This window comes from Pleomorphomonas carboxyditropha (genome assembly GCF_002770725.1).
GTDB classification, from domain to species: Bacteria; Pseudomonadota; Alphaproteobacteria; order Rhizobiales; family Pleomorphomonadaceae; genus Pleomorphomonas; species Pleomorphomonas carboxyditropha.
On the sequence record NZ_NQVN01000007.1, the window covers coordinates 138,160 to 160,962 of the forward strand.

Here is a 22,803-nt window from a genome sequence, read left to right on the forward strand (position 1 = left end):
TCAGTCGAGGAGGCTGATCTCGACCGCCTCGCGCCCCTTCGGGGTTTCGACGATCTTCATGGCGACGCGCTGTCCGTCGGTCAGCGGCCCCATGCCGGCCGACTGAAGGACGGAGATATGGACGAACACGTCCTTACCACCGTCCTCGCCGGCCACGAAGCCGAAGCCCTTCTCGGGGTTGAACCACTTGACGGTGCCGTCGAGCGGCGTCGCCTGGGAGGTATCGACCGACCGGCGCGGCGGGCGCGGAGCGCCAAAGCCGCCACCACCGCCACCGAAGCCGCCCGGACGCGGGCCACGATCGCCACCGCCGAAGCCGCCCGGACGCGGGCCGCGCGGCGCCTGCGGCGTCGCGGTCGACTCGTCGACCTCGAGCACCTTGACGACCTGCTTGCCCTTGGCGCCCTGGGCCACCTGGACCTTCAGCGTGGCGCCCGGCGGCACGCTGTCGCGGCCGACCGCCTGCAGCTGGCCGATGTGCAGGAAGGCGTCACCCGAACCATCGGTGAGCGCGGTGAAGCCGAACCCCTTCTCCGGGTTGAACCAGGATACCGTCGCCTCGACCACGGGGCCGGTCGGCGGGGCGCTGTCATACGGCGAAGGGCCGCCGAAACTGCGCGCCGGCCGCTCGGGACGAATGTCGAACGACGGCATCATGTCGTCATCAAATCCGCCACGCCGCCGCGGCGGGCGGAAATCCTTACCCTTACCCATTCTGTCTTCTCATCTCCGCCAAAACATAGCCCCAGACCGATGCCCACGGAGAGCTGCATCGAGCCAGTTTGTTTCTAAAGAGCTATTCCACCGCAGAATTCGTCTTTTTGCTCGGCACATCGCATCATTGCCTCGGCAATGACCCGCCAGACCGCCCGCATTTCAGAACCGCTCCACCCCTAGTCTTATCACAGATGTTAGCGTTTTTGCTGCTTGAAAATCGCGCCGTGGGTGGTTCGCAAGTCACTTTTTGCGTTTTTTTACGGGCTTGACGCACCCTGTGCGCCGACCAAAGGCGATAACAACGGTAAATGGTCGATGTCGATGGCGCGCGGCACGGAGCGAAAAGACAAGCACGGCCCGCCGCCGGTCGATCGAATCGTCTCCGCGCCGCCGGCCCTGTTCGCGCAAGATCAGAATGGTTCCAACCCCAATCCCAAAAAAGTCCTCGGCCACTCTTGAAGGCGGCTTTGACCGGGGCCACTTCGGTATCGTTGCTCGGAACGATCCGAAAGGGAAGAAAAATGAGAAGCTGCGTGATGAGACCCGGCTTTCATCCGCTATCCATCGCGGCGATGATCGTCGGTTTCGTGATCTTCTGGCCGATCGGCCTGGCAGTACTTGCCTATATACTTTGGGGGGATCGCATGCGCGCCCGCTGGAACGACCTTCGCCCCGATCTCGAGCGCGCCGCCCGCCGGGCCGGCTTCGAGCGCGGCGGCTTCCATCACCACCGCGCCGGCTCGACCGGCAATACCGCCTTCGATGCCTATCGCGAAGCTGAGTTGAAGCGCCTCGAGGAAGAGCGCGCCGCTCTCGACCGGATGCGCGACGAGTTCGACGAATTCCTCGCCAACCTGCGTCGCGCCAAGGATCAGGAAGAGTTCGATCGCTTCAAGGCGAGCCGTAACCCGGCGGTCTGATTTCGGGGCCTGATCCGGGTCCCTCCACGACCGGCAGGCCGATACGCCCCCGCGTTGCAAACGGCGCGGGGGCTTTTTCATGGCCGATGCCGCCTCTACACTTGGGTGATGCCGATTCGTCTGCCCTTCCTGCAATCGCCCGAAAAGAAGCGCTCGGCGCCCGCGAGTTTTCCGATCCTCGCCGGCGACAGCGTCGTCGAGGTGACGGTGCGGCGGAATGCCCGCGCCCGCCGCTACACGCTGCGGCTCGATCGACGCGGTGACGGCGCCGTCGTCACCATCCCGCGCCGTGGCTCGCTCGCCGAGGCCAAGGCTTTCGTGGCCCGCCATGCGGCATGGATCGCCGAGCGGCTCGCCGCCCGGCCCGACATGCCGGACGTGCCGGCCGCCGTTCCGATCCGCGGCGTCGTCCACCGGGTCCTTTCCACGGGCTCGCCACGCGGCCGGATCCGCCTGGTCACGCTCGACGACGGCCCGGCGATCGAGGTGCCCGGCGAGGCGCCGCACGTCCGCCGCCGTCTTGCCGATCACCTCAAGAAGGAGGCGCGAGCCGACCTCGCCGCCGCGGTGGCGCGCCATGCCGGGACGATCGGCGTCCGGCCCGCGGCGATCCACCTCAAGGATACCACTTCGCGCTGGGGATCGGCATCGGCGCGGGGCGTGCTCGCCTTCTCCTGGCGGCTCGTCATGGCGCCGCCTTTCGTCCTCGACTACGTCGCGGCCCACGAGGTGGCCCATCTCAGGGAGATGAACCACTCCGACCGCTTCTGGGCGATCTGCGAAAGGCTTTGCCCGGCGACCGACGCGGCCAAGGCCTGGCTGAAGGCGAACGGCGCCGGCCTGCACCGGCTGCCGTGACGCGTCCCGGACGGCTCATACCAACAGGCCTTGAAAATGCCTGTTGGTATTCCGCTTGCCGATTTCTCATGCCCTTGCTGCGCATGAGAAACCGGCAATGACTTCAATGAGCGGATGCGTCGGCATCTTCGCGAATTGGAATCAGTTGCCGAACAGGCGCTGCAACAGGCCTTTTTCCTCGGCGCTTGGCTCGGTGACCGGCACGTTGAGCGGCGGCATGGGCTGGGCGCCCGGCAGTTGCGGTCCTTGCATCGGCAGGCCGTCCGTCTCTGCGAACGTGACGCCGACGTTGGTGGGCGGCGGCACCAGCTCGACGCCCGGCAGCGGCCGGGCCGGCAGTTCGCGGCTGGCCTCTGTCATGAAGCGGTTCCACACCAGTGCGGTCAGCGCGCCGCCGGTCGCCTTCCTGGTCGGCGTATTGTCGTCGTTGCCGAGCCAGACGCCGGCGGTAAGGCCGTTGGTGTAGCCGATGAACCAGGCGTCGCGGAAATCCTGGCTGGTGCCGGTCTTGCCGGCCACAGGCCGGTCGGAAAGAAGCGCCTTCTGTCCGGTGCCGTTGGTGACGACGGCAGACAGCATGCGGTTCATGGTGCCGACCGCCACGTCGGAAATGACCCGTCCGGGGCCATCGCCCTGGCGATGGAACAGCACCTTGCCGTCCTTGGTGCGGATATCTTCGACGAGATAGGGAATGATGCCCCAGCCGCCGTTGGCAAACGGCACGTAGGCGGCGGTGATCTCGAGCGGCGTCACCTCGCCGGTGCCCAGCGCGATCGACGGGTTGTCGTGGAGCTGGCTGACGATGCCGACGCGGCGGGCGGTCTGCACCACGCTATCCGGCCCGAGCGTGGCGGTGAGGCGGGCGGCCACCGTGTTGAGCGAGCGGGCCAGCGCCGTCGTCAGCGTCACCGGCCCGAGATATTCGTTCTCGTAGTTCTTCGGCGACCAGCCGTTGATGGAGACCGGTTCGTCGACGACGATGGAATCGGGCGTGAAGCCGTGCTCGATGGCGGTGAGATAGACGAAGGGCTTGAAGGCCGAACCCGGCTGGCGCCGCGCCTCGATGGCGCGATCGAACTGGCTCGTTGCGTAATCCTTTCCCCCCACCAGCGCCTTGACGGCGCCGTCGTTGTCGACGGCGACCAGCGCCCCCTGGCTCGCCTTGTACTTGACGCCCTCCTTGTCGAGCGTCGTGCGGACGGCGTTTTCCGCCGCCGCCTGCATGCGGGCGTCGATGGTGGTGGTCACCACGATGTCGGTGCGATAGCGCGCGACATAACCGGGCAGAAGGTCCATCACCCAGTCGGCGACGTAGTTGGCGGCCGAACCGTTTCGGGCCGGCAAGGACGGCGCGCCGACCGACCTGGCCCGCGCCGCCTCGTCGCGGCTGACGTAGCCCTCGTCGACCATGGCGGCGAGCACCACCTTCGCCCGTTCGGCGGCGAGCTCCGGCGAATTGGTCGGCGCGTAGCGCGATGGCGCCTTGAGAAGGCCGGCGATGGTGGCCGCTTCGGCGAGATTGACATCGCGCGCCGACTTGCCGAAGTAGCGCCGCGCCGCCGCGTCGACGCCATAGGCGCCGGCGCCGAGATAGACGCGGTTGAGGTACATCTCCAGGATTTGCTGCTTGGAGAAGCGCCATTCCAGCCAGAGGGCGAGCACCGCCTCCTGCAGCTTGCGCTCCAGCGTGCGGTCGGGCTGCAGGAACAGGTTCTTGGCGAGCTGCTGGGTCAGCGTCGAGCCGCCCTGCACCACCGAGCGGGCGAAAAGATTGGTGACCAGCGCACGCGAAAGACCGATCGGGTCGACGCCGAAGTGGTGGTAGAAGCGTCGGTCCTCGATGGCCACCACCGCTTCGGGCAGGAAGGGCGACATGTCGGACAGCGCCACTTCCTCGCCGCCGGTGTCGCCGCGGTTGGCGATGATCGTGCCGGAGGCGTCGACGATCTCGACGTTGGGCGGCCGGGCCGGCACCTTCCAGTCGTCGGTTTGCGGCATGGTGGCGACGGTGTAGCCGATGATGCCGGCGACGCCGATCAGCCCCCAGATGCAAAGAACAGCACCCCAGTAGATCAGGCGGCCGACCAGCCCCATGCCGGAACGCCGGCTCCGCTTCGCCGGACGCTTGGAGGACTTGCGGCGACGTGGTTGCCGTTCGGCCATCTCCGCCTCCTCGCCATCACGCTGTTCGTCGTCAAAGCTGGGCTCGATCCGTTCAGAGCGCGCCGACCGGCCGCCGCGCGAATTGGGCAGGCTTCTTGGCGGCGTGAAGCGATCACCCTCGCGGGCGGAAAAATCGCCGTCGCGGGCCGGCGCCTCGAACGTCGGCTCGGCCCGTTCGCGTCGGATGTTCCGTCTGTCGCTCCGCATCGTCCGCCGCAACTCCTTCCATCCGGGCCACGTCAGCCCGTGGAGCATCCGATTCATCCTAAATGCGGCGGTTTAAGGGGGCGTAAAGGATAACACTGGGCATCCATATCTCGTGAGGCGGCTTTCGGCGCCAAGCGGCGCCGCGCGAAGCGGGCCTGACGTGGCGAGCATCGCCCCGTCAGGCACAAAGCGGAGCGGAAGCCAAGGGCGGGATGCCCGCCGGCGACTGAGGCGACCGAAAGTGGCGGTTTAAGGGGGCGTTAAGGATAACCCCTCTGCCGCTCGATTGACTTTACCTCGCAACAAGCCGCAAATGGCCGGGCGCGACGGTCCCTCTTCCCTGAGGAGGGCGAAAAGGGAACGCGGAATCGGGCAACTCCCGAAAGCCGCGGCTGCCCCCGCAACTGTGAGCGGCGAGCCGGATGCTGAGCGTGCCACTGGTCGGAAGACCGGGAAGGCCGTATCCGGCGACGAACCGCGAGCCAGGAGACCTACCGCCGCGCACGGATGTCGGGACCGCCGGTGGGGCGGGAAAGGACCTTATCATGACGCTTGCCCCGGCGGCTTTCGGCCGCCGCCCATTGACGTTTCCGGAGCGCCGGCCATGACGGCGCCGCCGATCACCCTGCACGTCTGCCTCGGTTGCCGGGCGGCGGGAGATGACGACGCCGACCGGGCCGGCTCCCGTCTCCATGCTGCCCTCGCCGACCGGCTCGCAGGGCGGAGCGACATCCGGCTCTCCGGCGTCGACTGCCTGTCGGTCTGCAAACGGCCGGTCACCGTTGCCCTGGCGGCGCCGGACAAATGGACCTATGTCGCGGCCGACGCGGCCGATCCCGACGAAGTCGCCGCCGCCGCCGCGCTCTACGCATCGAGCGACGATGGCCGCGTGCCCTGGCGCGACCGGCCGCCGCTCCTGAAATCGGGCCTCGTCGCCTGCATCCCGCCGCAGCCGGAGACCCGCCGATGAACGCCCAGCCGAAAATCCCCGTCACCATCGTCACCGGCTTCCTCGGGTCCGGCAAGACGACGCTGATCCGCCACGTCATCGAGCGGGCCGGCGGTCGCCGTCTCGCGCTCATCGTCAACGAATTCGGCGACGTCGGCGTCGATGGCGACATCCTCAAGGCCTGTGGCGCCGCCGACTGCCCGGAGGAGGCGATCGTCGAGCTCGCCAACGGCTGCCTCTGCTGCACCGTCGCCGACGACTTCCTGCCGGCCATCGAGGCGCTGACCCGCGGCCCGCGCCGGCCCGACCATATCGTCGTCGAGACCTCCGGCCTCGCATTGCCCAAGCCGCTGATCAAGGCCTTCGACTGGCCGGACGTGCGCGCCCGCCTCACCGTCGACGGCGTCATCGCCGTGGTCGACGCCGCCGCCGTGGCGGCCGGCCGCTTCGCCGACGACCCCGAGGCCGTGCTTGCCCAGCGGCAGGACGATCCGTCGGTCGATCACGACAATCCGCTGGAGGAGGTCTACGAGGACCAGCTTCTCGCCGCCGACCTCGTGGTGCTCAACAAGGCCGACCTGCTCACGGCCGACGAACTGGCGCGCGTTTCCGGGGACATTGCCGCCTCGCTGCCGAAGGCGGTGCGCGTGGTGCCGACCTCCGAGGGCGAGATCGCACCGGAAATCCTGCTCGGTCTCGCCGCTGCCGCCGAAGACGATCTGGCGAGCCGGCCAAGCCACCACGACGGCCTCGGTGAGCACGATCACGATGACTTCTCGACCTTCGCCGTCGAGATCGGCGCCGCCGGCGATCCGGACAGCCTGATCGCCCGGCTGAAGGCGGTGGCCGAGGCGCACGACATCCTGCGCATCAAGGGCTTCGTAGAAATCGCCGGCAAGCCGATGCGCCTCCTGGTGCAGGGCGTCGGCGGCCGCTTCCGCCATGCCTTCGACCGGTCCTGGCCGGCCGGGCCGCGCCGCAGCGCGCTGGTGGTGATCGGCGAAAAGGGCATCGACGAGGCGGCCGTGCGCGCCGCCCTCGCCTGAGGAGGATAACCCTTGCACATTCTGGCCGAACAGATTCGCTCGCTCGACGATAGCGTCGCGGCGGTCGATCTCGGCCAGACCCCGGCCGAGATCGTGGTGCTGTCCTTCTCCGACAGCGACCTCGGCCTTATCGCCGCCATGCACGGCCGGCTCGGGCCGGAGGCGCCGAGCCTCCGCCTCGCCTCGCTTGCCGCGCTGCGCCATCCCTATTCGGTCGACCTCTATCTCGAGAAGGTGCTGTCGAAGGCGCGCTTCGTGCTGGTGCGGCTGCTCGGCGGCGCCGACTACTGGCGCTACGGCGTCGACGAGCTGTCGATGCTGGCGCGCTCGAAGGGCATCGATCTGGCGCTGATCCCCGGCGACGACAGCCCCGACCCTCGTCTTGCCGCCGCATCGACGCTGCCGGCGCACGATCTCGATCTTCTGACGCGCTGGTTCGGTTTCGGTGGGCCAGACAATGTCGCGTCGGCCCTCGCCTTCGTCGCCGCCCGGCTGGGGCGGGCCACGGCTTGGGCCGAGCCGGCGCCGCAGCCGGCCTTCGGTGCCTTTCCTCGGGTGGGCGGCAATGGCGACCGGCGGGTGCTCGTCGTCGGTTACCGGGCATTGGTCAATGCCGGCGACGCCGCGCCGATCGATGCGGTGACCGAAGCGCTGGCCGCGAGCGGCTTCGCGGCGCTGCCGGTCTGGGTCACCTCGCTGAAGGACCCGGAAGTCGCCGGTCCGCTCGGCGAGGCCATCGCCGCCTTCCAGCCGGACGCGATCGTCAACTGCACCGCCTTCTCCGCTCGCCGCGACGATGGCACGACGCTTCTCGACGCCGCCGACGTGCCGGTGATCCAGGCTCCCCTTTCCACCCTGTCGCGCGAGGTCTGGGTTGCCTCGTCGCGCGGCCTGTCGGCCACCGATCTCGCCATGAGCGTGGTGCTGCCGGAGGTCGACGGCCGGCTCGATGGCCCGGTCGTCAGCTTCAAGGCGCCGGCCGACCGTGCCGAGGCGCTCGAATACACGCCGATCCGCCATCGGCCCGATGCCGAGGGCATCGCCCGCCTCGTCCGTCTCGTCGACGGCTGGATACGGCTGAGAAAGACGCCGCGCCCCGAACGGCGCATAGGCCTCGTGCTCTCCAACTATTCCGGCAAGGGCGGCCGCACCGCCTATGCCGTCGGCCTCGACGGCCCGGCCTCGCTTACCGCCATCGCCGACGATCTGAGGGTGGCCGGCTATGACATCGGTCCGCTGCCGGACGAAAAGGCACTGATAGCCGCGCTGGAAGGCGGCGAGGCAACGATCGATATCCCGATTGCCGACTACCGCCGTTGGTTCGCGGAGTTGCCGGAGGCGCTACGCGCATCGATGACGGCGGCCTGGGGGGCGCCGGAGGCCGACCCGCTGGTGAAGGAAGGCGCTTTCCGCCTCGCGGCGATCGTCGCCGGTAATCTTGTGGTCGCCGTGCAGCCCGATCGCGGCCGGTCCGATGCCCGTGTCGCCGACCATCACGATCCCAATCTTCCGCCGCGTCACGCCTACGCCGCCTTCTATCTCTGGCTCCGGCATGGCTTCGCTGCCCAGGCCATGATCCATCTCGGCACCCATGGCACGCTCGAATGGCTGCCGGGCAAGGCGGCGGGACTTTCCGGCGACTGCGCGCCGGCGGCGCTCACGGACGGTCTGCCGGTCGTCTACCCGTTCATCGTCAACAATCCCGGCGAGGCGGCCCAGGCCAAGCGCCGCATCGCCGCCGTCACGCTCGGCCACCTGACGCCGCCGCTCACCCGTGCCGGCGCCCATGGCGACATCGCCGACATCGAGATGCTGGTCGACGAATTCGCCAATGCCCAGGCCCTCGATCCCCGGCGGGCCAAGCACCTCGCCGCCGTGCTGACCGACAAGGCGGAGGCCGCCGGCATCGCCGAGGCGGCCGGCCTTTCCGCCGATCTCGATCCGGCCGACAAGCTGGCCCGGCTCGACGCCTGGATCTGCGACGTCAAGGACATGCGCATCGCCGACGGCCTGCACGTGTTCGGCCGGGCGCCGGACGAAACCCGCGTTGCCGCCCACCTCGACGCGCTCGGCGGCGACCTTTCGGCGGCCGGCGCCTTCCTCGCCTCGGCCAGAGCCGAGCGCGAGGGTCTGCTGTCCGCCCTCGACGGCCGGCGGGTGGCGCCGGGTCCCTCCGGCGCGCCGGGTCCGAGGCGGCTCGACGTGCTGCCCACCGGACGCAACCTCTACGCCATCGATCCGCGCGCCGTGCCGACGCGCACCGCCATGGAAATCGGCGCCCGCACCGCCGAGGAAGTCGTGGCGCGCTACGTCGAGGACCATGGCGACTGGCCGAAATCCATCGTGCTCGACGTCTGGGCGTCGGCGTCGATGCGCACCGGCGGCGACGACATCGCGCAAGCGCTGGCGCTGATGGGCGTCAGGCCGACCTGGGATGCCGCGTCCGGCCGGGTCTCCGGCTTCACGGTGCTCGCCCCCGCCCGGCTCGGCCGGCCGCGCGTCGACGTGACGTTGCGCGTCTCCGGCCTGTTCCGCGACGTTTTCCCCGGCCAGATCGCCCTGTTCGATCAGGCCGTGAAGGCTGTGGCGGCGCTCGACGAGGACGTGGACACCAATCCGCTCGCCGCCTGCCGCGATGCCGCGCCCTCCCGAATCTATGGCGCAGCACCCGGCGCCTTCGGCAGCGGCCTCGGCGAGATGACGCCGGATGATCTCGCCGCCGACCGGAGCGCGCTGGCCGACGCCTATCTCGCCGCGTCCGGCCATGCTTACGCGGGCGAGGCGGACGCTGCCGATCCCTCCGGCTTTGCGGCGCGCGTCGCCGCCGCCGATGCCTTCGTTCATGTGCAGGATCTCGACGGCCAGGATCTCCTTTCCAATGACGCCTTTCCCGCTCACGAGGGCGGCTTCGCGGCGGCGGCCGGGACGCTGGGCGGTCGGGCGGCGCTCTATCACGTCGATGCCACCGGCGATGCGCCGAAGGTGCGGACGCTCGATGAGGAAATCGGCCGCGTCGTCCATGGCCGGGCCACCAATCCGCGCTGGATCGCCGGGCAGATGCGCCATGGTCATCGCGGTGCCGCCGAGATCTGCGAGGCGGTCGCCAATCTCTGCGCCTTCGCCACGCTGTCGGATGCCGTCGACTTCAGGCATTTCGACCGGCTGTTCGACGCCACCTTCGGCGACGACCGGGTGCGCGATTTCCTCATCGACGCCAACCCGGCGGCGGCCCGCGACACGCTTCTGCGGCTCAGAAAGGTGATCGACCGGGGCGCCTGGGCGCTCCGCCGCAATTCGGTGGCCGCCCGCCTCGCCGACACGGAGGCGCGCCTCAAATGAGCGACACCCTCGTTCGCGGCTGGTGTCCCGGCGCGCGCCGTCCCATGCGGAGCGGCGACGGCCTGATTGTGCGCCTCAGGATCACCGGCGGCCGCCTGGCGCCGGAAACGGCGCGTGCCATTGCCGGCCTCGCCGCCCGCCACGGCAACGGCGAGCTCGACCTCGGCCGGCGCGGCGGCTTGCAGATCCGGGGCATCCGCGACGATCGTCTCGCCGGTGTGGAAACGGAGCTCGCCGATCTTGGCCTCCTCGACGCGGATGCCGGCGCCGAGGCGGTACGCAACGTCGTCGCCTCTCCTCTCTCCGATTTCGACGACACGGCCGAGGGCGATGCCTTCGCGCTGGCGCATGAACTGGAAGCGGCGCTCGTCGCCGACGATTTTCTCCGCGCATTGCCCGGCAAGTTCGGCTTCTCGATCGACGACGGTGGTCGCTTCGGCCTTGCCGACGTGCCGGCCGACGTGCGCCTGCGGCTTGCAAATGGCGATGTGGCGATTTCGCTCGATGGCGATATTCGGGTGGTCGAGTTGCCACCCGAAGCGGCGGTGGCCGCCACCCTTCGCCTCGCACATGCCTTTCTCGACCTCGCGCCGGACATCGATCCGCCGCCGCGTCGCATGGCGGCGCTGGTCGCCCATGTCGGTGCCGAAGCTGTTTTCGCCGCCGCCGGGCTCGCAGTGCCAGGCGTCGCGCCGTCTCGCCCTCCCGGCACCGCGCCGCTGATCGGCGCCCTCCCGACCCATATTGGCGCCGGCCTGCCCTTCGGCCGGCTGACCGCCGGTCAGCTCTGTCTCCTCGCCGACCTCGCCGTGTCCGATATCCGATTGACGCCCTTCCGCGCCGTCCTGTTGCCGGGCGCGACCGCGGATATCCTGCCACGCCTCGCGGACGCCGGTTTCGTCACCCGGCCCGACGATCCGATCCTTGCCGTCGCCGCCTGCCCCGGCGCGCCGGCCTGCGGTTCGGCGAGCATCGAGACGCGCGGCCTCGCCCGCCGTCTCGCGGCGCTGAAACCCGAAGGCCACGGCGTCTGGCTGCACGTCTCGGGCTGCGAAAAGGGCTGCGCCAGTTCCGCCGCCCACGCGGTGACGCTGGTCGGCCGTGACGGCGGCCTCGACCTCGTGCTAGACGGCAGGCCAACCGATCCTCCTCGCCACACGGGCCTTTCGCCCGAGGCGGTCGAGGCGCTTTTCCGTTCCGGGACGATTGACAGATGAGCCACGACTACATCCGCGACGGCGCGGAAATCTACCGCCGCTCCTTCGCCATCATCCGCGCCGAGGCCGACCTCGCCCGCTTTGCGCCCGAGGAGGAAAAGGTCGCCGTCCGCGTCATCCACGCCGCCGGCATGGTGGAAGTGGCCGCCGACCTCGCCTTCGGTCCCGGCGCCGTGGCGGCGGCGAAAGCGGCACTCCAGGCCGGCGCGCCGGTGATCTGCGATTCCCGCATGGTGGCCAACGGCATCACCCGCGCCCGCCTGCCGGCCAGCAACGACGTGATCTGCACGCTCGACGACCCCAGCGTGCCGACGCTGGCGCTCACCATCGGCAACACCCGCACGGCGGCGGCCATGATGCTGTGGGGCGAACGCCTCAAGGGCGCCGTCGTCGCCATCGGCAACGCGCCCACCGCCCTGTTCCATCTTTTCGAAATGCTCGATGCCGGCGCGCCCCGGCCGGCGGCGGTGATCGGCATGCCGGTCGGCTTCGTCGGCGCCGCCGAATCCAAGGAAGCGCTGATATCAGACGGTCGTGTGCCCTATATCGTGGTGCGCGGACGGAAGGGCGGCTCGGCCATGGCGGCCGCCACCGTCAACGCGCTGGCGAGCGATCGCGAATGACCAACCTCGGAACGCTCCACGGTGTCGGCGTCGGCCCCGGCGATCCGGAACTCGTCACCGTCAAGGCGGCGAGGCTGATCGGTTCGGCGCCCGTCCTCGCCTATTTCGCCAAGAAGGGCCGGCGCGGCCACGCCCGTACCATCGTCGCGCCCTACGTCCGGCCGGACACCGAGGAACTGCCGCTCTATTACCCGCTCACCACCGAGATGAGCTTTTCGGATCCTCTCTATGTGCGCGAGGTCGGCGGCTTCTACGCCGAGGCGGCCGAGGCGCTGGCGGCGCATCTGGCGGCCGGCCGCGACGTGGTGCTGGTCGCCGAGGGCGATCCTCTGTTCTACGGCTCCTTCATGCACCTCTACATACGCCTCAGGGACCGTTTTCCGGTGCGGATCACGCCGGGCGTCACCGGTTTCTCCGGCTGCGCGTCGGCCGCCGGCCTGCCGATGACCTGGGGCGACGACGTCCTCGCCGTGCTGCCGGGCACGCTCTCCGAAGACGATCTTGCCGCCCGGCTCCAAGGCGCCGACGCGGCGGTGATCATGAAGCTCGGCTCCAATTTCCCGAAGGTTCGGCGGGCGATCACCCGGGCCGGTCTTGCTCATCGCGCCATCTACATCGAGCGCGGCTCGATGGACGGCGAGGTCGTGCTGCCGCTCGCCGATAAGGCGGACGACGCCTCGCCCTATTTCTCCCTGATCCTGATCGGCGGCGAGGGCAGGCGGCCATGAGCGGAGCGGGCGAAATCCTGGTGGTCGGCCTCGGCCCCGGCCCCGAGTTCTGGCGGACGCCGGAGGCGAGCGCCGCGCTGGAACGGGCGACCGACCTCGTCGGCTATCAGCCCTATCTCGCCCGCTGCCCGGAGCGGCCCGGCCAGATGCGGCATGGCAGCGACAATCGCGTCGAGCTCGAACGGGCGCGCCTCGCCATCGATTTGGCTAGCGCCGGCCGCGTCGTCGCCGTCGTCTCCGGCGGCGATCCCGGCGTCTTCGCCATGGCGGCGGCCGTCGTCGAGGCGGTGGAGGCCGACGCAGCCGCCCGCCACCTGTCCGTGACGGTGATGCCCGGCGTTTCCGCCATGCAGGCGGCGGCCGCCCGGCTCGGCGCGCCGCTCGGCCACGATTTCTGCGCCATCTCGCTGTCCGACAATCTCAAGCCCTGGACGCTCGTCGAAAGACGCTTGCGGGCCGCCGCCGCCGGCGACTTCGTCGTCGCCCTCTACAATCCCGCCTCCAAGGCGCGGCCGACCCGCATCTTCGATGCCTTCGATCTCTTGAGGAACGTGAAAGCCGGCTCGACGCCGGTTGCCTTCGCCCGCGCCGTCGGCCGGCCAGACGAACGGATTGTCGTGACGACGCTTGCCGAGGCCGACCCGTCGATCGTCGACATGGCGACGCTGGTGATCATCGGCTCGTCGGAAAGCCGGTTGATCGACCGGCCGGGCGGAACGCCCTGGATCCTCAGCCCGCGTCAGGCGGGGGGAGGGGCGGCATGAGCGAGCCGCGCCTCGATGTCGGCCATCACGTCGTCGAGTTCGTGATAGGTGGTGACGCTGACCGGCTCGGGCGGCGCCACCATGATCACCGGCAGGCCGAGGCGCCGGGCCGCCGCCACCTTGCCGTAGGTGGCGTCGCCGCCGGCATTCTTGGTCACCATGATCTCCACCCGCTCGGCCTGCATCAGCCGGGCCTGCGACTCCTCGTCGAACGGTCCGCGTTCGAGCAGCAGCCGATAGTCCGGCAGGTTCAATTCGTGCGGCGGATCGATGGAGCGGACGACATAGTGATGCTGCGGCGCCGCCTCGAAGGCGGAAAGGCCGAGCCGGCCGACGGTGAGAAACACGCATTTCGGCTCGGGACCGAGCGCCGCGCAGGCGGCGTCGAGGTCGGGCACCTCGAGCCAGTTGTCGCCCGGCACCGGCTTCCACGGCTCGCGCGTATAGCGGATGAGCGGCACGCCGGTCGTCTCGCTCGCCGCCACGGCGTTGGCCGAGATGCGGGCGGCGAACGGATGGGTGGCGTCGATCAGCAGGTCGATCCGCTGGTCGCGCAGGAAGGCGGCAAGGCCCTCGATACCGCCGAAACCGCCGACGCGGGTGTTGAGCGCCTGGGCCGCCGGCTCGTGGGTGCGGCCGGCCAGCGACAGCAGCGCCCAGATGTCCCGGCGTTTTTGCAGCCGCTCGGAGAGGCGCGAGGCCTCGGTGGTTCCACCCAGGACGAGAATGCGCATCGGTCTTGCGGAGTCCCCCATGGCTGAAACCTCCCTTTCACCCTGGCTGACGATCGTCGGCCTCGGAGAGGACGGTCTCGACGGTCTCTCTCCTGCGGCAGTTTCGGCGATCGCACAAGCGGGTTTCATCGTAGGCGGCCGCCGTCATCTCGATCTCGTCGAGGCCGACCCGGCGATTTCCCTTGCCTGGCCGTCGCCGCTCGGGGACGCCTTTCCGGCCATTCTCGCCCGCCGCGGCAGTCCGGTGGCGGTGCTCGCCTCCGGCGATCCCTTCTTCTACGGCGTCGGCTCGCTCCTTGCCGAAATCGTCGATCCCCGGGAAATGACGGTGCTGCCGGCGCCCTCCGCCTTCGCGCTGGCCGCCGCCCGGCTCGGCTGGCCGGGGCAGGACGTCGTCCGCGTCAGCCTGCATGGCAGGGCGCTCGAACGCATCCTGCCGCATGTCCAGCCGGGCGCCCGGCTGCTGGCGCTGTCCTGGGACGGCACGACGCCGGCACGGCTGGCGGCGCTGCTTGACGCGCGCGGCCTCGGCAAGAGCCGCTTCACCGTGCTCGAAGCGATGGGCGGCCTAAGGGAGCGCCGCCGCTCGGCCTTGGCTGGCGCCTTCGGCATCGAGGATATCGACCCGCTCAACCTCGTCGCCGTCGAGGTGGAGGGCGAGCCCGACGCCCGCGTCATTCCCTTCACGCCGGGCCTTCCCGACGACTGGTTCGAGCACGACGGCCAGATTTCCAAGCGCGAGGTCAGGGCGCTCACCGTCGTCGCGCTCAGGCCGACGCGCGGCGAGACGCTATGGGACGTCGGTGCCGGCTCGGGTTCGGTCGCCATCGAGTGGATGCTGTGCGACCCTTCGCTGCGCGCTTTCGCCGTCGAGGAAAACATAACACGCGCCGCCCGCATCGCCCGCAATGCCCTGACCTTCGGCGTGCCCGACCTGCAGGTGATCGAAACCAGGGCGCCGGCCGGCCTCGACGCTCTCCCCGATCCCGATGCGATCTTCATCGGCGGCGGCTCCGGCGATCCCGGCGTCGTCGACGCCTGTCTCGGCCGGCTCAGATCCGGCGGCCGCCTGGTGATCAACGCCGTGACGGTGGAAACGACGGCCGAGGTCTTCGCGTTGCAGGCCCGGCTCGGCGGCGAGCTGACGCAGATCGCCATCTCCCGGCTCGACCGCATCGGCGGCTTCCACGCGCTGCGGCCGGCGCTGCCGGTGGTCCAGTGGACCTGGGTGAAGCCGTGAGCGGCCGGTTGGCCATCGGCGTCGGCTGCCGGCAGGGCGTGTCGGCCGAGGCGATCGTCCGGCTGATCGAGACGGCGACAGCCGGCCTCGCGCCAGCCGCCGGCCTCTTCACCATCGAGGACAAGCGCGGCGAGGCGGGATTGAGCGAAGCCGCCGAAAGACTTGCCCTGCCGCTCGTCTTCCTCTCGCGCGACGCGCTCGCCGCCGTGGCCGATCGCCTCGTCACGCCGTCGCCGGCCGCGCTCGCCCGCTTCGGCGTCGCATCGGTGGCGGAGGCCGCGGCGCTCGCCGCCCTCGCCGGCCGGGGGCGCCTCGTCGTTCCGCGCCGCGCCGCGGGCGGCGTCACCGTTGCCGTGGCCGAGGAGGTTTCAGAATGACCGTGCATTTCATCGGCGCCGGCCCCGGCGCGCCCGACCTCCTGACGCTGCGCGGCCGCGACCTGATCGCCGCCTCGCCGGTCTGCCTTTACGCCGGTTCGCTGATCCCGCCGGCCATTCTCGCCCATTGTCCCGAAGGTGCCCGCATCGTCGATACGGCGCCGCTGTCGCTCGAGGAGATCGAGGCGGAATATCTTCGGGCTGAGCGGGCCGGCGAGGACGTGGCGCGGCTTCATTCCGGCGACCTCTCGGTGTGGAGCGCCCTCGGCGAGCAGATCCGCCTGCTGGAAAGGCACGCCATTCCCTACACGGTGACGCCTGGCGTTCCCGCCTTTGCGGCGGCGGCGGCGGCGCTCGGCCGCGAGCTGACCTTGCCGGAGGTCGGCCAATCGCTGGTGCTGACGCGCACCTCCGGCCGCGCCTCGGCCATGCCGGAGAAGGAGACGCTGTCGGCCTTCGCCGCCACCGGCGCCACGCTCGCCCTCCATCTTTCCATCCATGTCGTCGACCGCATCGTCGCGGAGCTCATCCCCTTCTACGGCGCCGAGTGCCCGGTCGCCGTCGTCTACCGGGCGAGCTGGCCGGACCAGCGCATCGTCAAGGGAACGCTGGCCAGCATTCTCGGCGACCTCCAGAACGCGCCGATGGAGCGGACGGCGCTGATCCTGGTCGGCCGGGTGCTCGGCGCCGAGGATTTCCGGGCGAGCGCCCTTTATTCGGCCGACTATCAGCGCCGTTTCCGGGGCCGCGATTCCCGGGCCGGGGAGGGCGAGGACTAGACCTTCCGGAAGCCGGTGCTGGCCAGCAGCCCGCCGCTCCGGTCGAACAGCGCCACTTCCAGCGCCATGCCGCTGCCGGCGATCAGCGCGGCCGCCGTGGCGAAGCCGCGTTCGGCCACCGCCTCGGCAATCGGGATGCCGGCGGCACGGCAGAGCGTCAGCGCTTCCAGGGCGGTGTTGGCGTTGTTGACGGCCCGAACGAGATCGGCGCCGCCGCCGAGGTCGGCAATGATTGCCGAAAGCACGTCGAGGTCGACGCTGCCGCGCTTGGAATGCAGGTCGAGAAGGCCCTGGCCGAGCTTCACCCCCTTGGCGAAGCCCAGCGCCAGCGTCACGCGCGGCACCGGCGCTTTCCTCAAATATTTCAGCGTGCCGCCGACGAAATCGCCCATGTCGATCAACTGGATGTCGTCGAGACCGTGGAGCGCCTTCACCGCCTGCTCGGAGGTGTTGCCGGTCGCGGCGGCGACATGGCTGAAGCCCGAGGCGCGCGCCACGTCGATGCCGCGCTGGATGGAGGCGATCCACGCCGCGCAGGAAAAGGGCACGACGATACCGGTAGTGCCGAGGATGGAGAGGCCGCCGACGATGCCGAGCCGGCCGTTGAGCGTCCGCTCGGCCAGCTTCTCGCCGTTGTCGACCGAAATCTCCACCTCGATGTCCTCGGGGCCGCCGAGGACGGCGCGCGCCTCGTCGAGCGTCCGCGCGATCATGGCGCGCGGCACCGGGTTGATCGCCGGCTCGCCGACGGCGAGCGGCAGGCCGGGGCGGGTGACAGTGCCGACGCCGGGGCCGGCGCGGAACACCAGGCCGGCGCCCCTCGCGGCCGGCCGCACCGTCGCGACAACGAGGGCGCCATGGGTGACGTCGGGATCGTCGCCGGCGTCCTTGACCACGCCGGCCCGTGTCCAGCCGTCGCCGCCGGCGGTAATCGCCAGCGCGAAAGCCGGTCTCTGGCCGCCCGGCAGGGTCACCGTCACCGGGTCGGGAAAGTGACCGCCGACCAGACCCTCGAAGGCGGCGCGGGTCGCCGCGGTGGCGCAGCTGCCGGTGGTCCAGCCGCGCCTCAGATGCGGTGTTCCGCCGTCCGCTGCCTTGTCCGCATCCGCCATCGAGCCGCCCGATCCTTTCGGGCGACAAGGTCGGCGCTGTCTGCTATCGGGTCAAGGGGAAAGGTGAGGCGGCGATGAAGGGCTTTCTGATCGCATCGGTGCGCTCCGGCGCCGGCAAGACGACCGTGTCGCTCGGGCTGATGGCGGCGCTTGCCCGGCAGGGATTGAAGGTCGCGCCGGCCAAATGCGGGCCGGACTACATCGACCCGGCCTTTCACGCCGCCGCCGCCGGCCGGCCGGGCGTCAATCTCGATAGCTGGGCGATGACGCCGGCCCAGGTGGCGGGCCTCGCCACTCGCCAGGCAGAGGGCGCCGACGTGCTGGTGGCCGAGGGGCTGATGGGCCTTTTCGACGGCGTCGGCCACGAGATCGGCCGCACCGGGTCGTCGGCCGACATTGCCGCCGCCCTCGGCCTCAAGGTGCTGCTGGTGCTCGACGTGACGGGCCAGTCGACCTCGGCCGCCGCCGTGGCGCTCGGCGCCAGGCTTCTCGATCCGCGACTGACGATCCTCGGCGTCGTGCTCAATCGCGTCGGTTCCGAGCGTCATCGCCGGCTCTGCACCGAGGCGATCGAGGCGCTCGGCCTCGCCGTGCTCGGCGCTCTGCCGCGCGAGGCGACGGTCGAATTGCCGGAACGGCACCTCGGTCTCGTCCAGGCTGAGGAGACCGGCGATCTTCGCCATCGGCTCGAAGGGCTCGCCGATTTCGTCGAGCGGCATATCGACATCGACAGGCTGATCGGTCTTTGCGACGACGTCGCGCCGCCGCCGGGCGGCGACGCGCCGCCGTTGCCGCCGCCCGGCCAGCGCATCGCGCTGGCCCGCGATGCCGCCTTCAGCTTCGTCTATCCGCACCATCTCGCCGCCTGGCGGACGGCCGGCGCCGAGATCCTGCCGTTTTCGCCGCTGGCCGGCGAAGTGCCCGACCCCACCGCCGACGTCTGCTGGCTGCCGGGCGGCTATCCCGAGCTCTATGCCGGCGTCCTCGCGGCGGCGGATGGCTTTCTCGCCGGTCTCCGGGCGTTTGCGGCGGCAAAGCCGGTGCACGGCGAATGCGGCGGCTACATGGTGCTGGGGCAGGGCCTCGTCGATGCGGGCGGAACCTGTCACGTCATGGCCGGGTTGCTCGGCCTCGAAACCAGCTACGAAAAGCGCCGCCTGCATCTCGGCTACCGCCGGGCAAAGCTGTTTTCCGACGGGCCGCTCGGGCCGGCCGGCGCCATGCTCACCGGTCACGAGTTCCACTATGCGACGATCCTGGCGACCGGCGATGATGCCCCGCTTGCCGAAGTCACTGATGCCCACGGCGGCGCGCCGGCGCCGGATGGATCGCGGCGCGGTCGGGTGAGCGGCAGTTTCTTTCACGTTATCGCAAGGACGGAATGAGGAGGCTCAGACGAAACGCCCGGCCTCGCCGATCAGCGCGGTGACCAGCCGCTCGAGCTGTGCCGCCGCCTTGTCATTGGCGAGATTGCCTCCTTCGTCGAAGGCCTTGTCGGCATAGGGCACCGCCACCTGCTGCGTCAGCACCCGGGCGCCAAGGGCATTTTCGAGGATATGTCGGAGATGCATCAGCGAGCGGATGCCGGCGAAATGACCGGGCGAGGCGGCCCCGATGGCGAAGACGCGCTCCGTCCATAGACCGCGGTAGCGGTCGCCCCGAATGCGGCTCAGCCAGTCGATGCTATTCTTGAGAAGCGGCGTCACCGACTGATTGTATTCCGGCGAGGCGATGAACACGCCCTGCGACGCAAGCACCAGATCCGCAAGCTTCAGCGCCGCTTCCGGCACGCCGCGTGCCGCCTCGAGATCGCCGTCGTAGAGCGGCAGCGGATAGTCGGCGAGCGACAGAAGCCGCACCTCGACGTCGTGCAATGCGAGGTCCCGCGCCGCGAGCGCCGCGAGGCGGCCGTTGTGGCTGCCGCCGCGCGTCGAGCCGGAGAGCACCAGCAGGTTGGGCCGCCCCCTCAAGATAGCGCCCCGGCGCCGGGCGCCGGGCAGGCGATGCCGGTGCCGCCGAGACCGCAGTAGCCGTCCGGGTTCTTGGCGAGATACTGCTGGTGATAGTCCTCGGCGAAATAATAGGGCCCGGCCGGCTCGATGGTCGTGGTGATCGCCGCCGGCCGGCCGGCCCTGGCAAGCGCCTTGCCGTAGGCTTCGCGGGCGGCTTCCGCCACGGCGCGTTGCGCCTCGTCGTGCACGAAGATCGCCGAACGGTATTGGGTGCCGACGTCGTTGCCCTGGCGCATGCCCTGCGTCGGATCGTGGCTTTCGAAGAACAGGCGGACGAGATCGGCGTAGGAAACGGCGTTCGGGTCGAACACCACCTCCACCGCCTCGGCATGGCCGGTGCGGCCCGAGCAGACCTCCTCGTAGGTCGGGTTCTCGGTGAAGCCGCCGATATAGCCGACCGACGTCAGGTAGACGCCGGGCAGGCGCCAGAACAGCCGCTCGGCGCCCCAGAAGCAGCCGAGGGCGAAGGTGGCGACGGCGTATCCCTCCGGCACCGGGCCCTTCAGCGGTCGGCCGGTCACGAAATGGGTCTCGGCGGTGGCAACCGGCTGGGCGCGGCCCGGCAGCGCCGTCTCGGGCGTCGGCAGGACCGCTGGCTTCCGGAACGTCTCGAAAAAGGCCATGGCTCTTCCTTGTCTCCCCGTCGCGGTTCCCCCCGGAACCGGCTTCCGAAGATGGGACCGCCGCCGCTGCTTTGCAAGCCGGGCTCGCTGGCGCTCGGTGGTAGCTTTGCTTATAACGATCGCCAAGAGGAGATCTTCACCCATGGCGTCCCGTAAACTCGACCGATCGCTGATCCGCGGCTTCGACCTGTTCCGCGACATGACGGAAGAGAACCTCGATGCCGTGCTGGCCACCGTGCAGGTGCGCACCGTCGAACCGGGCGAGCCGGTGTTCAGCCAGGGTGCGCCGGCCGACGAGTTCTACTTGCTGCTCCATGGCCACCTCAAGGTGATCCAGGTCACGCCGTCCGGCGAGCAGGTGGTGGTGCGCCACGTGCTGCCCGGCGAGGTGTTCGGCATCGCCAGGGCTATCCGCCGCACCGACTATCCGGCCACCGCCGAGGCGGTGACCGAGAGCCTCGTCCTGGTCTGGATGTCCTCGCAATGGCAGGATTTCGTGACGCTCAACCCGGTGCTCGCCGTCAACGCCCTCGAGGCGGTGGGCGAGCGGCTGCAGGAGGCGCATACCCGCATTCGCGAATTGTCGACCGAGGAAGTGGAACGCCGCGTCGCCCATGCGCTGCTGCGCCTCGTCCGCCGGGCCGGCCGCAAGGAGGAGGACGGCGGCATCCTCATCGACTTCCCGCTGACCCGGCAGGACATCGCCGAGATGACCGGCACCACGCTGCATACGGTCAGCCGGCTGCTCAGCGCCTGGGAGGGGCAGGGCATCGTCCGCAGCGCCCGCCGCCGCATCGCCGTCACCGACGAGAACCGGCTCGCCGCGCTGGCCCGCGGCTGACTTCTCCTCAGATCCAGCCGAGGCTGGCGGCGGCGATCACCACGAGCGACAGCGCGCCGACCCAGAGCGGCAGGGCGATCGAACGGCGACGGCGGCTGATGTCGGCCGCTTCGGTCCGGGCGGCGATCGTCTCGATGGCGTCGAAAAGCCGCGGCAGGCGCGGGGTGAGGGCCAGAAGATCGCCGGCCGCCGACACCGCCGTCTCGATGCGGCCGATCGGGCCGAGATTGCGGGCGATCCAGCCGCCCACCACCGGTTCGGACACCTTCCACATGTCGAGCTCGGGATCGAGGCTGCGGGCCACGCCCTCCACCACCACCATGGTCTTCTGCAAGAGGATGAGTTCGGGCCGCGTCTGCATGGCGAACAGCTCGGTGGTCTCGAACAGCTGGTTGAGCAGCCGCGACATGGCGATCTCCGACGCCGGCACGCCGTGCAGCGGCTCGCCGACCGCCCGGAGCGCCTGCGCGAAGGTTTCGAGCTCCTGCTCGGGCGGCACGTAGCCGGCCTCGAAATGCACCTCGGCGACGCGGCGGTAGTTGCGGGTAATGAAGCCGTGCAGGATCTCGGCGAGGTAGCGGCGCTCGCGCGGGCCGAGGCGGCCGACGATGCCGAAGTCGACGGCGACGATCCGCCCGGCGGCGTCCACGAACAGGTTGCCCTGGTGCATGTCGGCGTGGAAGAAGCCGTCGCGCAGCGCATGCCTGAGGAAGGATTGCAGCAGCGTCGCAGCGAGCTTGGGAAGGTCGTGGCCGGCGGCGCGGATGGCGGCGACGTCCGACAGCTTGATGCCGTCGATCCACTCCATGGTGAGTACCGAGCGGCTGGTGCGCCGCCAGTCGACGGTCGGCACGCGAAAATCCTCGTCGCCGGCCGTGTTCTGCCCCATCTCCGACAGCGCGGCCGCCTCGAGGCGCAGGTCCATCTCCAGCGTCAGCGAGCGGGCGAGCGTGTCGACGACGGCGACCGGCCTCAGGCGGCGGACGCGCGGCGCGAGCCGCTCGATCAGCCGGGCGGCGAGATAGAAGCCGGCGAGGTCGGAGGCGATGCGCCGGTCGATGCCGGGCCGCAGTACTTTCACCGCCACGTCGCGGCGGGGCCCGCCCCGGTCGGTTACGATCGCCTTGTGAACCTGGGCGATCGAGGCGGCGGCGATCGGCGCGCCCAGCTCGGGAAACAGCCGGTCCGCCTCAAGGCCGAAGCTTTCGCCGATCACCGCCCGGGCGCCCGAAAGCCCGAAGTCCGGCATGGCGTCCTGCAGCTCGGCGAGGTCGGCGGCCAGCGCCGCGCCGACCACGTCCGGCCGCGTGGCGAGGAACTGGCCGAGCTTGACGTAGGAGGGACCGAGACGGGAGAAGGCGATGGACAGCCGCTCGGCCCGGCTGGCCGCGCCGCGCCGGCGGATCGCTCTTGCGAAGAGCAGCGCGGTCGATACGGCGAAGGGCCGCGGCTCGGGCAGCGGCAGCGCGTTGATCACCCCCTCGCGGGCGAGCACCCAGGCGGCGCGGACGAGGCGAGCGAGATCGACGGGAAGCATCAGGGCAATTTCCTCGA

22 protein-coding genes and 1 riboswitch are annotated in these 22,803 nt (G+C 70.1%); of the genes, 15 read left to right on the forward strand and 7 right to left on the reverse strand.

Annotated elements, in window-relative coordinates; all coding sequences use genetic code 11:
* The gene (locus CJ014_RS28305; RefSeq protein ID WP_100080869.1) at positions 1–714 is read right to left on the reverse strand and encodes a cold-shock protein; all 714 of its coding nucleotides are present in this window, start codon (positions 712–714) and stop codon (positions 1–3) included.
* A gap of 213 nt (positions 715–927) precedes the next feature.
* On the opposite strand from CJ014_RS28305, the gene CJ014_RS27555 reads away from it, so the two are divergent.
* The 3 genes from CJ014_RS27555 to CJ014_RS12845 all read left to right on the forward strand — a co-directional run bounded on the left by CJ014_RS27555 (position 928) and on the right by CJ014_RS12845 (position 2,495).
* Positions 928–1,176 carry a hypothetical protein gene (locus CJ014_RS27555; protein ID WP_133121848.1) on the forward strand — a complete coding sequence of 83 codons (249 nt, stop codon included), beginning with the start codon at positions 928–930 and terminating at the stop codon, positions 1,174–1,176.
* Positions 1,177–1,253: 77 nt separating this feature from the next.
* Entirely contained in the window at positions 1,254–1,637 is a 384-nt protein-coding gene (locus CJ014_RS12840) for a DUF2852 domain-containing protein (RefSeq protein ID WP_245427299.1), read from the forward strand.
* A gap of 108 nt (positions 1,638–1,745) precedes the next feature.
* On the forward strand, positions 1,746–2,495 hold the full coding sequence (locus tag CJ014_RS12845; RefSeq protein ID WP_100080871.1) for a M48 family metallopeptidase: 750 nt from the start codon (positions 1,746–1,748) through the stop codon (positions 2,493–2,495).
* A gap of 141 nt (positions 2,496–2,636) precedes the next feature.
* Here the strand turns inward: CJ014_RS12845 and CJ014_RS12850 are convergent, their stop codons facing one another.
* Complete coding sequence (locus CJ014_RS12850; RefSeq protein ID WP_165790833.1) at positions 2,637–4,865, reverse strand: transglycosylase domain-containing protein; 2,229 nt, start codon at positions 4,863–4,865, stop codon at positions 2,637–2,639.
* A gap of 310 nt (positions 4,866–5,175) precedes the next feature.
* Positions 5,176–5,378, forward strand: a riboswitch (cobalamin riboswitch).
* Between the two features lie 91 nt (positions 5,379–5,469).
* Between CJ014_RS12850 and CJ014_RS12855 the strand changes: the two genes are divergently transcribed.
* From CJ014_RS12855 to cobJ, 7 genes are read left to right on the forward strand one after another with little or no spacing between them, the layout of a single operon-like run.
* On the forward strand, positions 5,470–5,835 hold the full coding sequence (locus CJ014_RS12855; RefSeq protein WP_100080872.1) for a DUF1636 family protein: 366 nt from the start codon (positions 5,470–5,472) through the stop codon (positions 5,833–5,835).
* Complete coding sequence (cobW, locus tag CJ014_RS12860; protein WP_100080873.1) at positions 5,832–6,860, forward strand: cobalamin biosynthesis protein CobW; 1,029 nt, start codon at positions 5,832–5,834, stop codon at positions 6,858–6,860. The genes CJ014_RS12855 and cobW overlap by 4 nt, the downstream gene beginning before the upstream one ends.
* Positions 6,861–6,872: 12 nt before the next feature.
* Positions 6,873–10,199 (forward strand): cobaltochelatase subunit CobN, encoded by a 3,327-nt coding sequence (cobN, locus tag CJ014_RS12865; RefSeq protein ID WP_100080874.1) that lies wholly within the window; start codon positions 6,873–6,875, stop codon positions 10,197–10,199.
* Entirely contained in the window at positions 10,196–11,416 is a 1,221-nt protein-coding gene (gene cobG / locus CJ014_RS12870; RefSeq protein WP_100080875.1) for a precorrin-3B synthase, read from the forward strand. The genes cobN and cobG overlap by 4 nt, the downstream gene beginning before the upstream one ends.
* Entirely contained in the window at positions 11,413–12,039 is a 627-nt protein-coding gene (locus CJ014_RS12875; protein WP_100080876.1) for a precorrin-8X methylmutase, read from the forward strand. The genes cobG and CJ014_RS12875 overlap by 4 nt, the downstream gene beginning before the upstream one ends.
* Complete coding sequence (locus CJ014_RS12880; protein WP_100080877.1) at positions 12,036–12,767, forward strand: precorrin-2 C(20)-methyltransferase; 732 nt, start codon at positions 12,036–12,038, stop codon at positions 12,765–12,767. The genes CJ014_RS12875 and CJ014_RS12880 overlap by 4 nt, the downstream gene beginning before the upstream one ends.
* Positions 12,764–13,531, forward strand: a complete 768-nt coding sequence (gene cobJ, locus CJ014_RS12885; protein WP_100080878.1) for a precorrin-3B C(17)-methyltransferase — start codon at positions 12,764–12,766, stop codon at positions 13,529–13,531. The genes CJ014_RS12880 and cobJ overlap by 4 nt, the downstream gene beginning before the upstream one ends.
* Here the strand turns inward: cobJ and CJ014_RS12890 are convergent.
* On the reverse strand, positions 13,507–14,265 hold the full coding sequence (locus CJ014_RS12890) for a cobalt-precorrin-6A reductase (RefSeq protein WP_100080879.1): 759 nt from the start codon (positions 14,263–14,265) through the stop codon (positions 13,507–13,509). The two genes, cobJ and CJ014_RS12890, sit on opposite strands and share 25 nt — an antisense overlap.
* 19 nt (positions 14,266–14,284) lie before the next feature.
* On the opposite strand from CJ014_RS12890, the gene cbiE reads away from it, so the two are divergent.
* The 3 genes from cbiE to cobM are packed head-to-tail and all read left to right on the forward strand — an operon-like array spanning position 14,285 to position 16,661.
* Positions 14,285–15,505 (forward strand): precorrin-6y C5,15-methyltransferase (decarboxylating) subunit CbiE, encoded by a 1,221-nt coding sequence (gene cbiE, locus CJ014_RS12895; protein WP_100080880.1) that lies wholly within the window; start codon positions 14,285–14,287, stop codon positions 15,503–15,505.
* Positions 15,502–15,882 (forward strand): cobalamin biosynthesis protein, encoded by a 381-nt coding sequence (locus tag CJ014_RS12900; protein ID WP_165790834.1) that lies wholly within the window; start codon positions 15,502–15,504, stop codon positions 15,880–15,882. Before cbiE ends, CJ014_RS12900 begins: the two co-directional genes overlap by 4 nt.
* The gene (gene cobM / locus CJ014_RS12905; RefSeq protein ID WP_100080882.1) at positions 15,879–16,661 is read left to right on the forward strand and encodes a precorrin-4 C(11)-methyltransferase; all 783 of its coding nucleotides are present in this window, start codon (positions 15,879–15,881) and stop codon (positions 16,659–16,661) included. Before CJ014_RS12900 ends, cobM begins: the two co-directional genes overlap by 4 nt.
* Here cobM and CJ014_RS12910 read toward each other — a convergent pair.
* Positions 16,658–17,773 (reverse strand): cobalt-precorrin-5B (C(1))-methyltransferase, encoded by a 1,116-nt coding sequence (locus CJ014_RS12910; RefSeq protein ID WP_100080883.1) that lies wholly within the window; start codon positions 17,771–17,773, stop codon positions 16,658–16,660. The two genes, cobM and CJ014_RS12910, sit on opposite strands and share 4 nt — an antisense overlap.
* Positions 17,774–17,847: 74 nt before the next feature.
* Here CJ014_RS12910 and CJ014_RS12915 point away from each other — a divergent pair, with 74 nt between their 5' ends.
* Positions 17,848–19,158: a cobyrinic acid a,c-diamide synthase CobB gene (locus tag CJ014_RS12915; RefSeq protein WP_100080884.1), complete on the forward strand. Its 1,311-nt coding sequence runs from the start codon at positions 17,848–17,850 to the stop codon at positions 19,156–19,158.
* Between the two features lie 6 nt (positions 19,159–19,164).
* Here the strand turns inward: CJ014_RS12915 and CJ014_RS12920 are convergent, their stop codons facing one another.
* Both CJ014_RS12920 and msrA read right to left on the reverse strand, forming a co-directional pair.
* Positions 19,165–19,743: an NADPH-dependent FMN reductase gene (locus tag CJ014_RS12920; RefSeq protein WP_100080885.1), complete on the reverse strand. Its 579-nt coding sequence runs from the start codon at positions 19,741–19,743 to the stop codon at positions 19,165–19,167.
* Positions 19,740–20,408 carry a peptide-methionine (S)-S-oxide reductase MsrA gene (msrA, locus tag CJ014_RS12925; RefSeq protein ID WP_100080886.1) on the reverse strand — a complete coding sequence of 223 codons (669 nt, stop codon included), beginning with the start codon at positions 20,406–20,408 and terminating at the stop codon, positions 19,740–19,742. The genes CJ014_RS12920 and msrA overlap by 4 nt, the downstream gene beginning before the upstream one ends.
* A gap of 142 nt (positions 20,409–20,550) precedes the next feature.
* Here msrA and CJ014_RS12930 point away from each other — a divergent pair, with 142 nt between their 5' ends.
* Positions 20,551–21,249 carry a Crp/Fnr family transcriptional regulator gene (locus CJ014_RS12930; protein WP_100080887.1) on the forward strand — a complete coding sequence of 233 codons (699 nt, stop codon included), beginning with the start codon at positions 20,551–20,553 and terminating at the stop codon, positions 21,247–21,249.
* A gap of 7 nt (positions 21,250–21,256) precedes the next feature.
* Here CJ014_RS12930 and ubiB read toward each other — a convergent pair whose 3' ends face one another.
* Positions 21,257–22,786, reverse strand: coding sequence for a 2-polyprenylphenol 6-hydroxylase (ubiB, locus tag CJ014_RS12935; RefSeq protein ID WP_207765742.1), 1,530 nt, complete (start codon positions 22,784–22,786; stop codon positions 21,257–21,259).
* Positions 22,787–22,803: the final 17 nt, after the last annotated feature.

Excerpts from the sequence above, each read along its gene's own strand:
- CJ014_RS12880 (WP_100080877.1), top strand. The coding sequence starts at position 12,036 with ATGACCAACCTCGGAACGCTCCACGGTGTCGGCGTCGGCCCCGGCGAT.
- cbiE (WP_100080880.1), top strand. The coding sequence starts at position 14,285 with ATGGCTGAAACCTCCCTTTCACCCTGGCTGACGATCGTCGGCCTCGGA.
- cobG (WP_100080875.1), top strand. The coding sequence starts at position 10,196 with ATGAGCGACACCCTCGTTCGCGGCTGGTGTCCCGGCGCGCGCCGTCCC.
- CJ014_RS12875 (WP_100080876.1), top strand. The coding sequence starts at position 11,413 with ATGAGCCACGACTACATCCGCGACGGCGCGGAAATCTACCGCCGCTCC.
- cobM (WP_100080882.1), top strand. The coding sequence starts at position 15,879 with ATGACCGTGCATTTCATCGGCGCCGGCCCCGGCGCGCCCGACCTCCTG.
- cobW (WP_100080873.1), top strand. The coding sequence starts at position 5,832 with ATGAACGCCCAGCCGAAAATCCCCGTCACCATCGTCACCGGCTTCCTC.
- CJ014_RS12855 (WP_100080872.1), top strand. The coding sequence starts at position 5,470 with ATGACGGCGCCGCCGATCACCCTGCACGTCTGCCTCGGTTGCCGGGCG.
- CJ014_RS12910 (WP_100080883.1), bottom strand. The coding sequence starts at position 17,773 with ATGGCGGATGCGGACAAGGCAGCGGACGGCGGAACACCGCATCTGAGG.
- CJ014_RS12915 (WP_100080884.1), top strand. The coding sequence starts at position 17,848 with ATGAAGGGCTTTCTGATCGCATCGGTGCGCTCCGGCGCCGGCAAGACG.
- CJ014_RS12850 (WP_165790833.1), bottom strand. The coding sequence starts at position 4,865 with ATGCGGAGCGACAGACGGAACATCCGACGCGAACGGGCCGAGCCGACG.
- CJ014_RS12890 (WP_100080879.1), bottom strand. The coding sequence starts at position 14,265 with ATGCGCATTCTCGTCCTGGGTGGAACCACCGAGGCCTCGCGCCTCTCC.
- CJ014_RS28305 (WP_100080869.1), bottom strand. The coding sequence starts at position 714 with ATGGGTAAGGGTAAGGATTTCCGCCCGCCGCGGCGGCGTGGCGGATTT.
- CJ014_RS12840 (WP_245427299.1), top strand. The coding sequence starts at position 1,254 with ATGAGACCCGGCTTTCATCCGCTATCCATCGCGGCGATGATCGTCGGT.
- ubiB (WP_207765742.1), bottom strand. The coding sequence starts at position 22,786 with ATGCTTCCCGTCGATCTCGCTCGCCTCGTCCGCGCCGCCTGGGTGCTC.
- CJ014_RS12845 (WP_100080871.1), top strand. The coding sequence starts at position 1,746 with ATGCCGATTCGTCTGCCCTTCCTGCAATCGCCCGAAAAGAAGCGCTCG.
- msrA (WP_100080886.1), bottom strand. The coding sequence starts at position 20,408 with ATGGCCTTTTTCGAGACGTTCCGGAAGCCAGCGGTCCTGCCGACGCCC.
- CJ014_RS12930 (WP_100080887.1), top strand. The coding sequence starts at position 20,551 with ATGGCGTCCCGTAAACTCGACCGATCGCTGATCCGCGGCTTCGACCTG.
- cobJ (WP_100080878.1), top strand. The coding sequence starts at position 12,764 with ATGAGCGGAGCGGGCGAAATCCTGGTGGTCGGCCTCGGCCCCGGCCCC.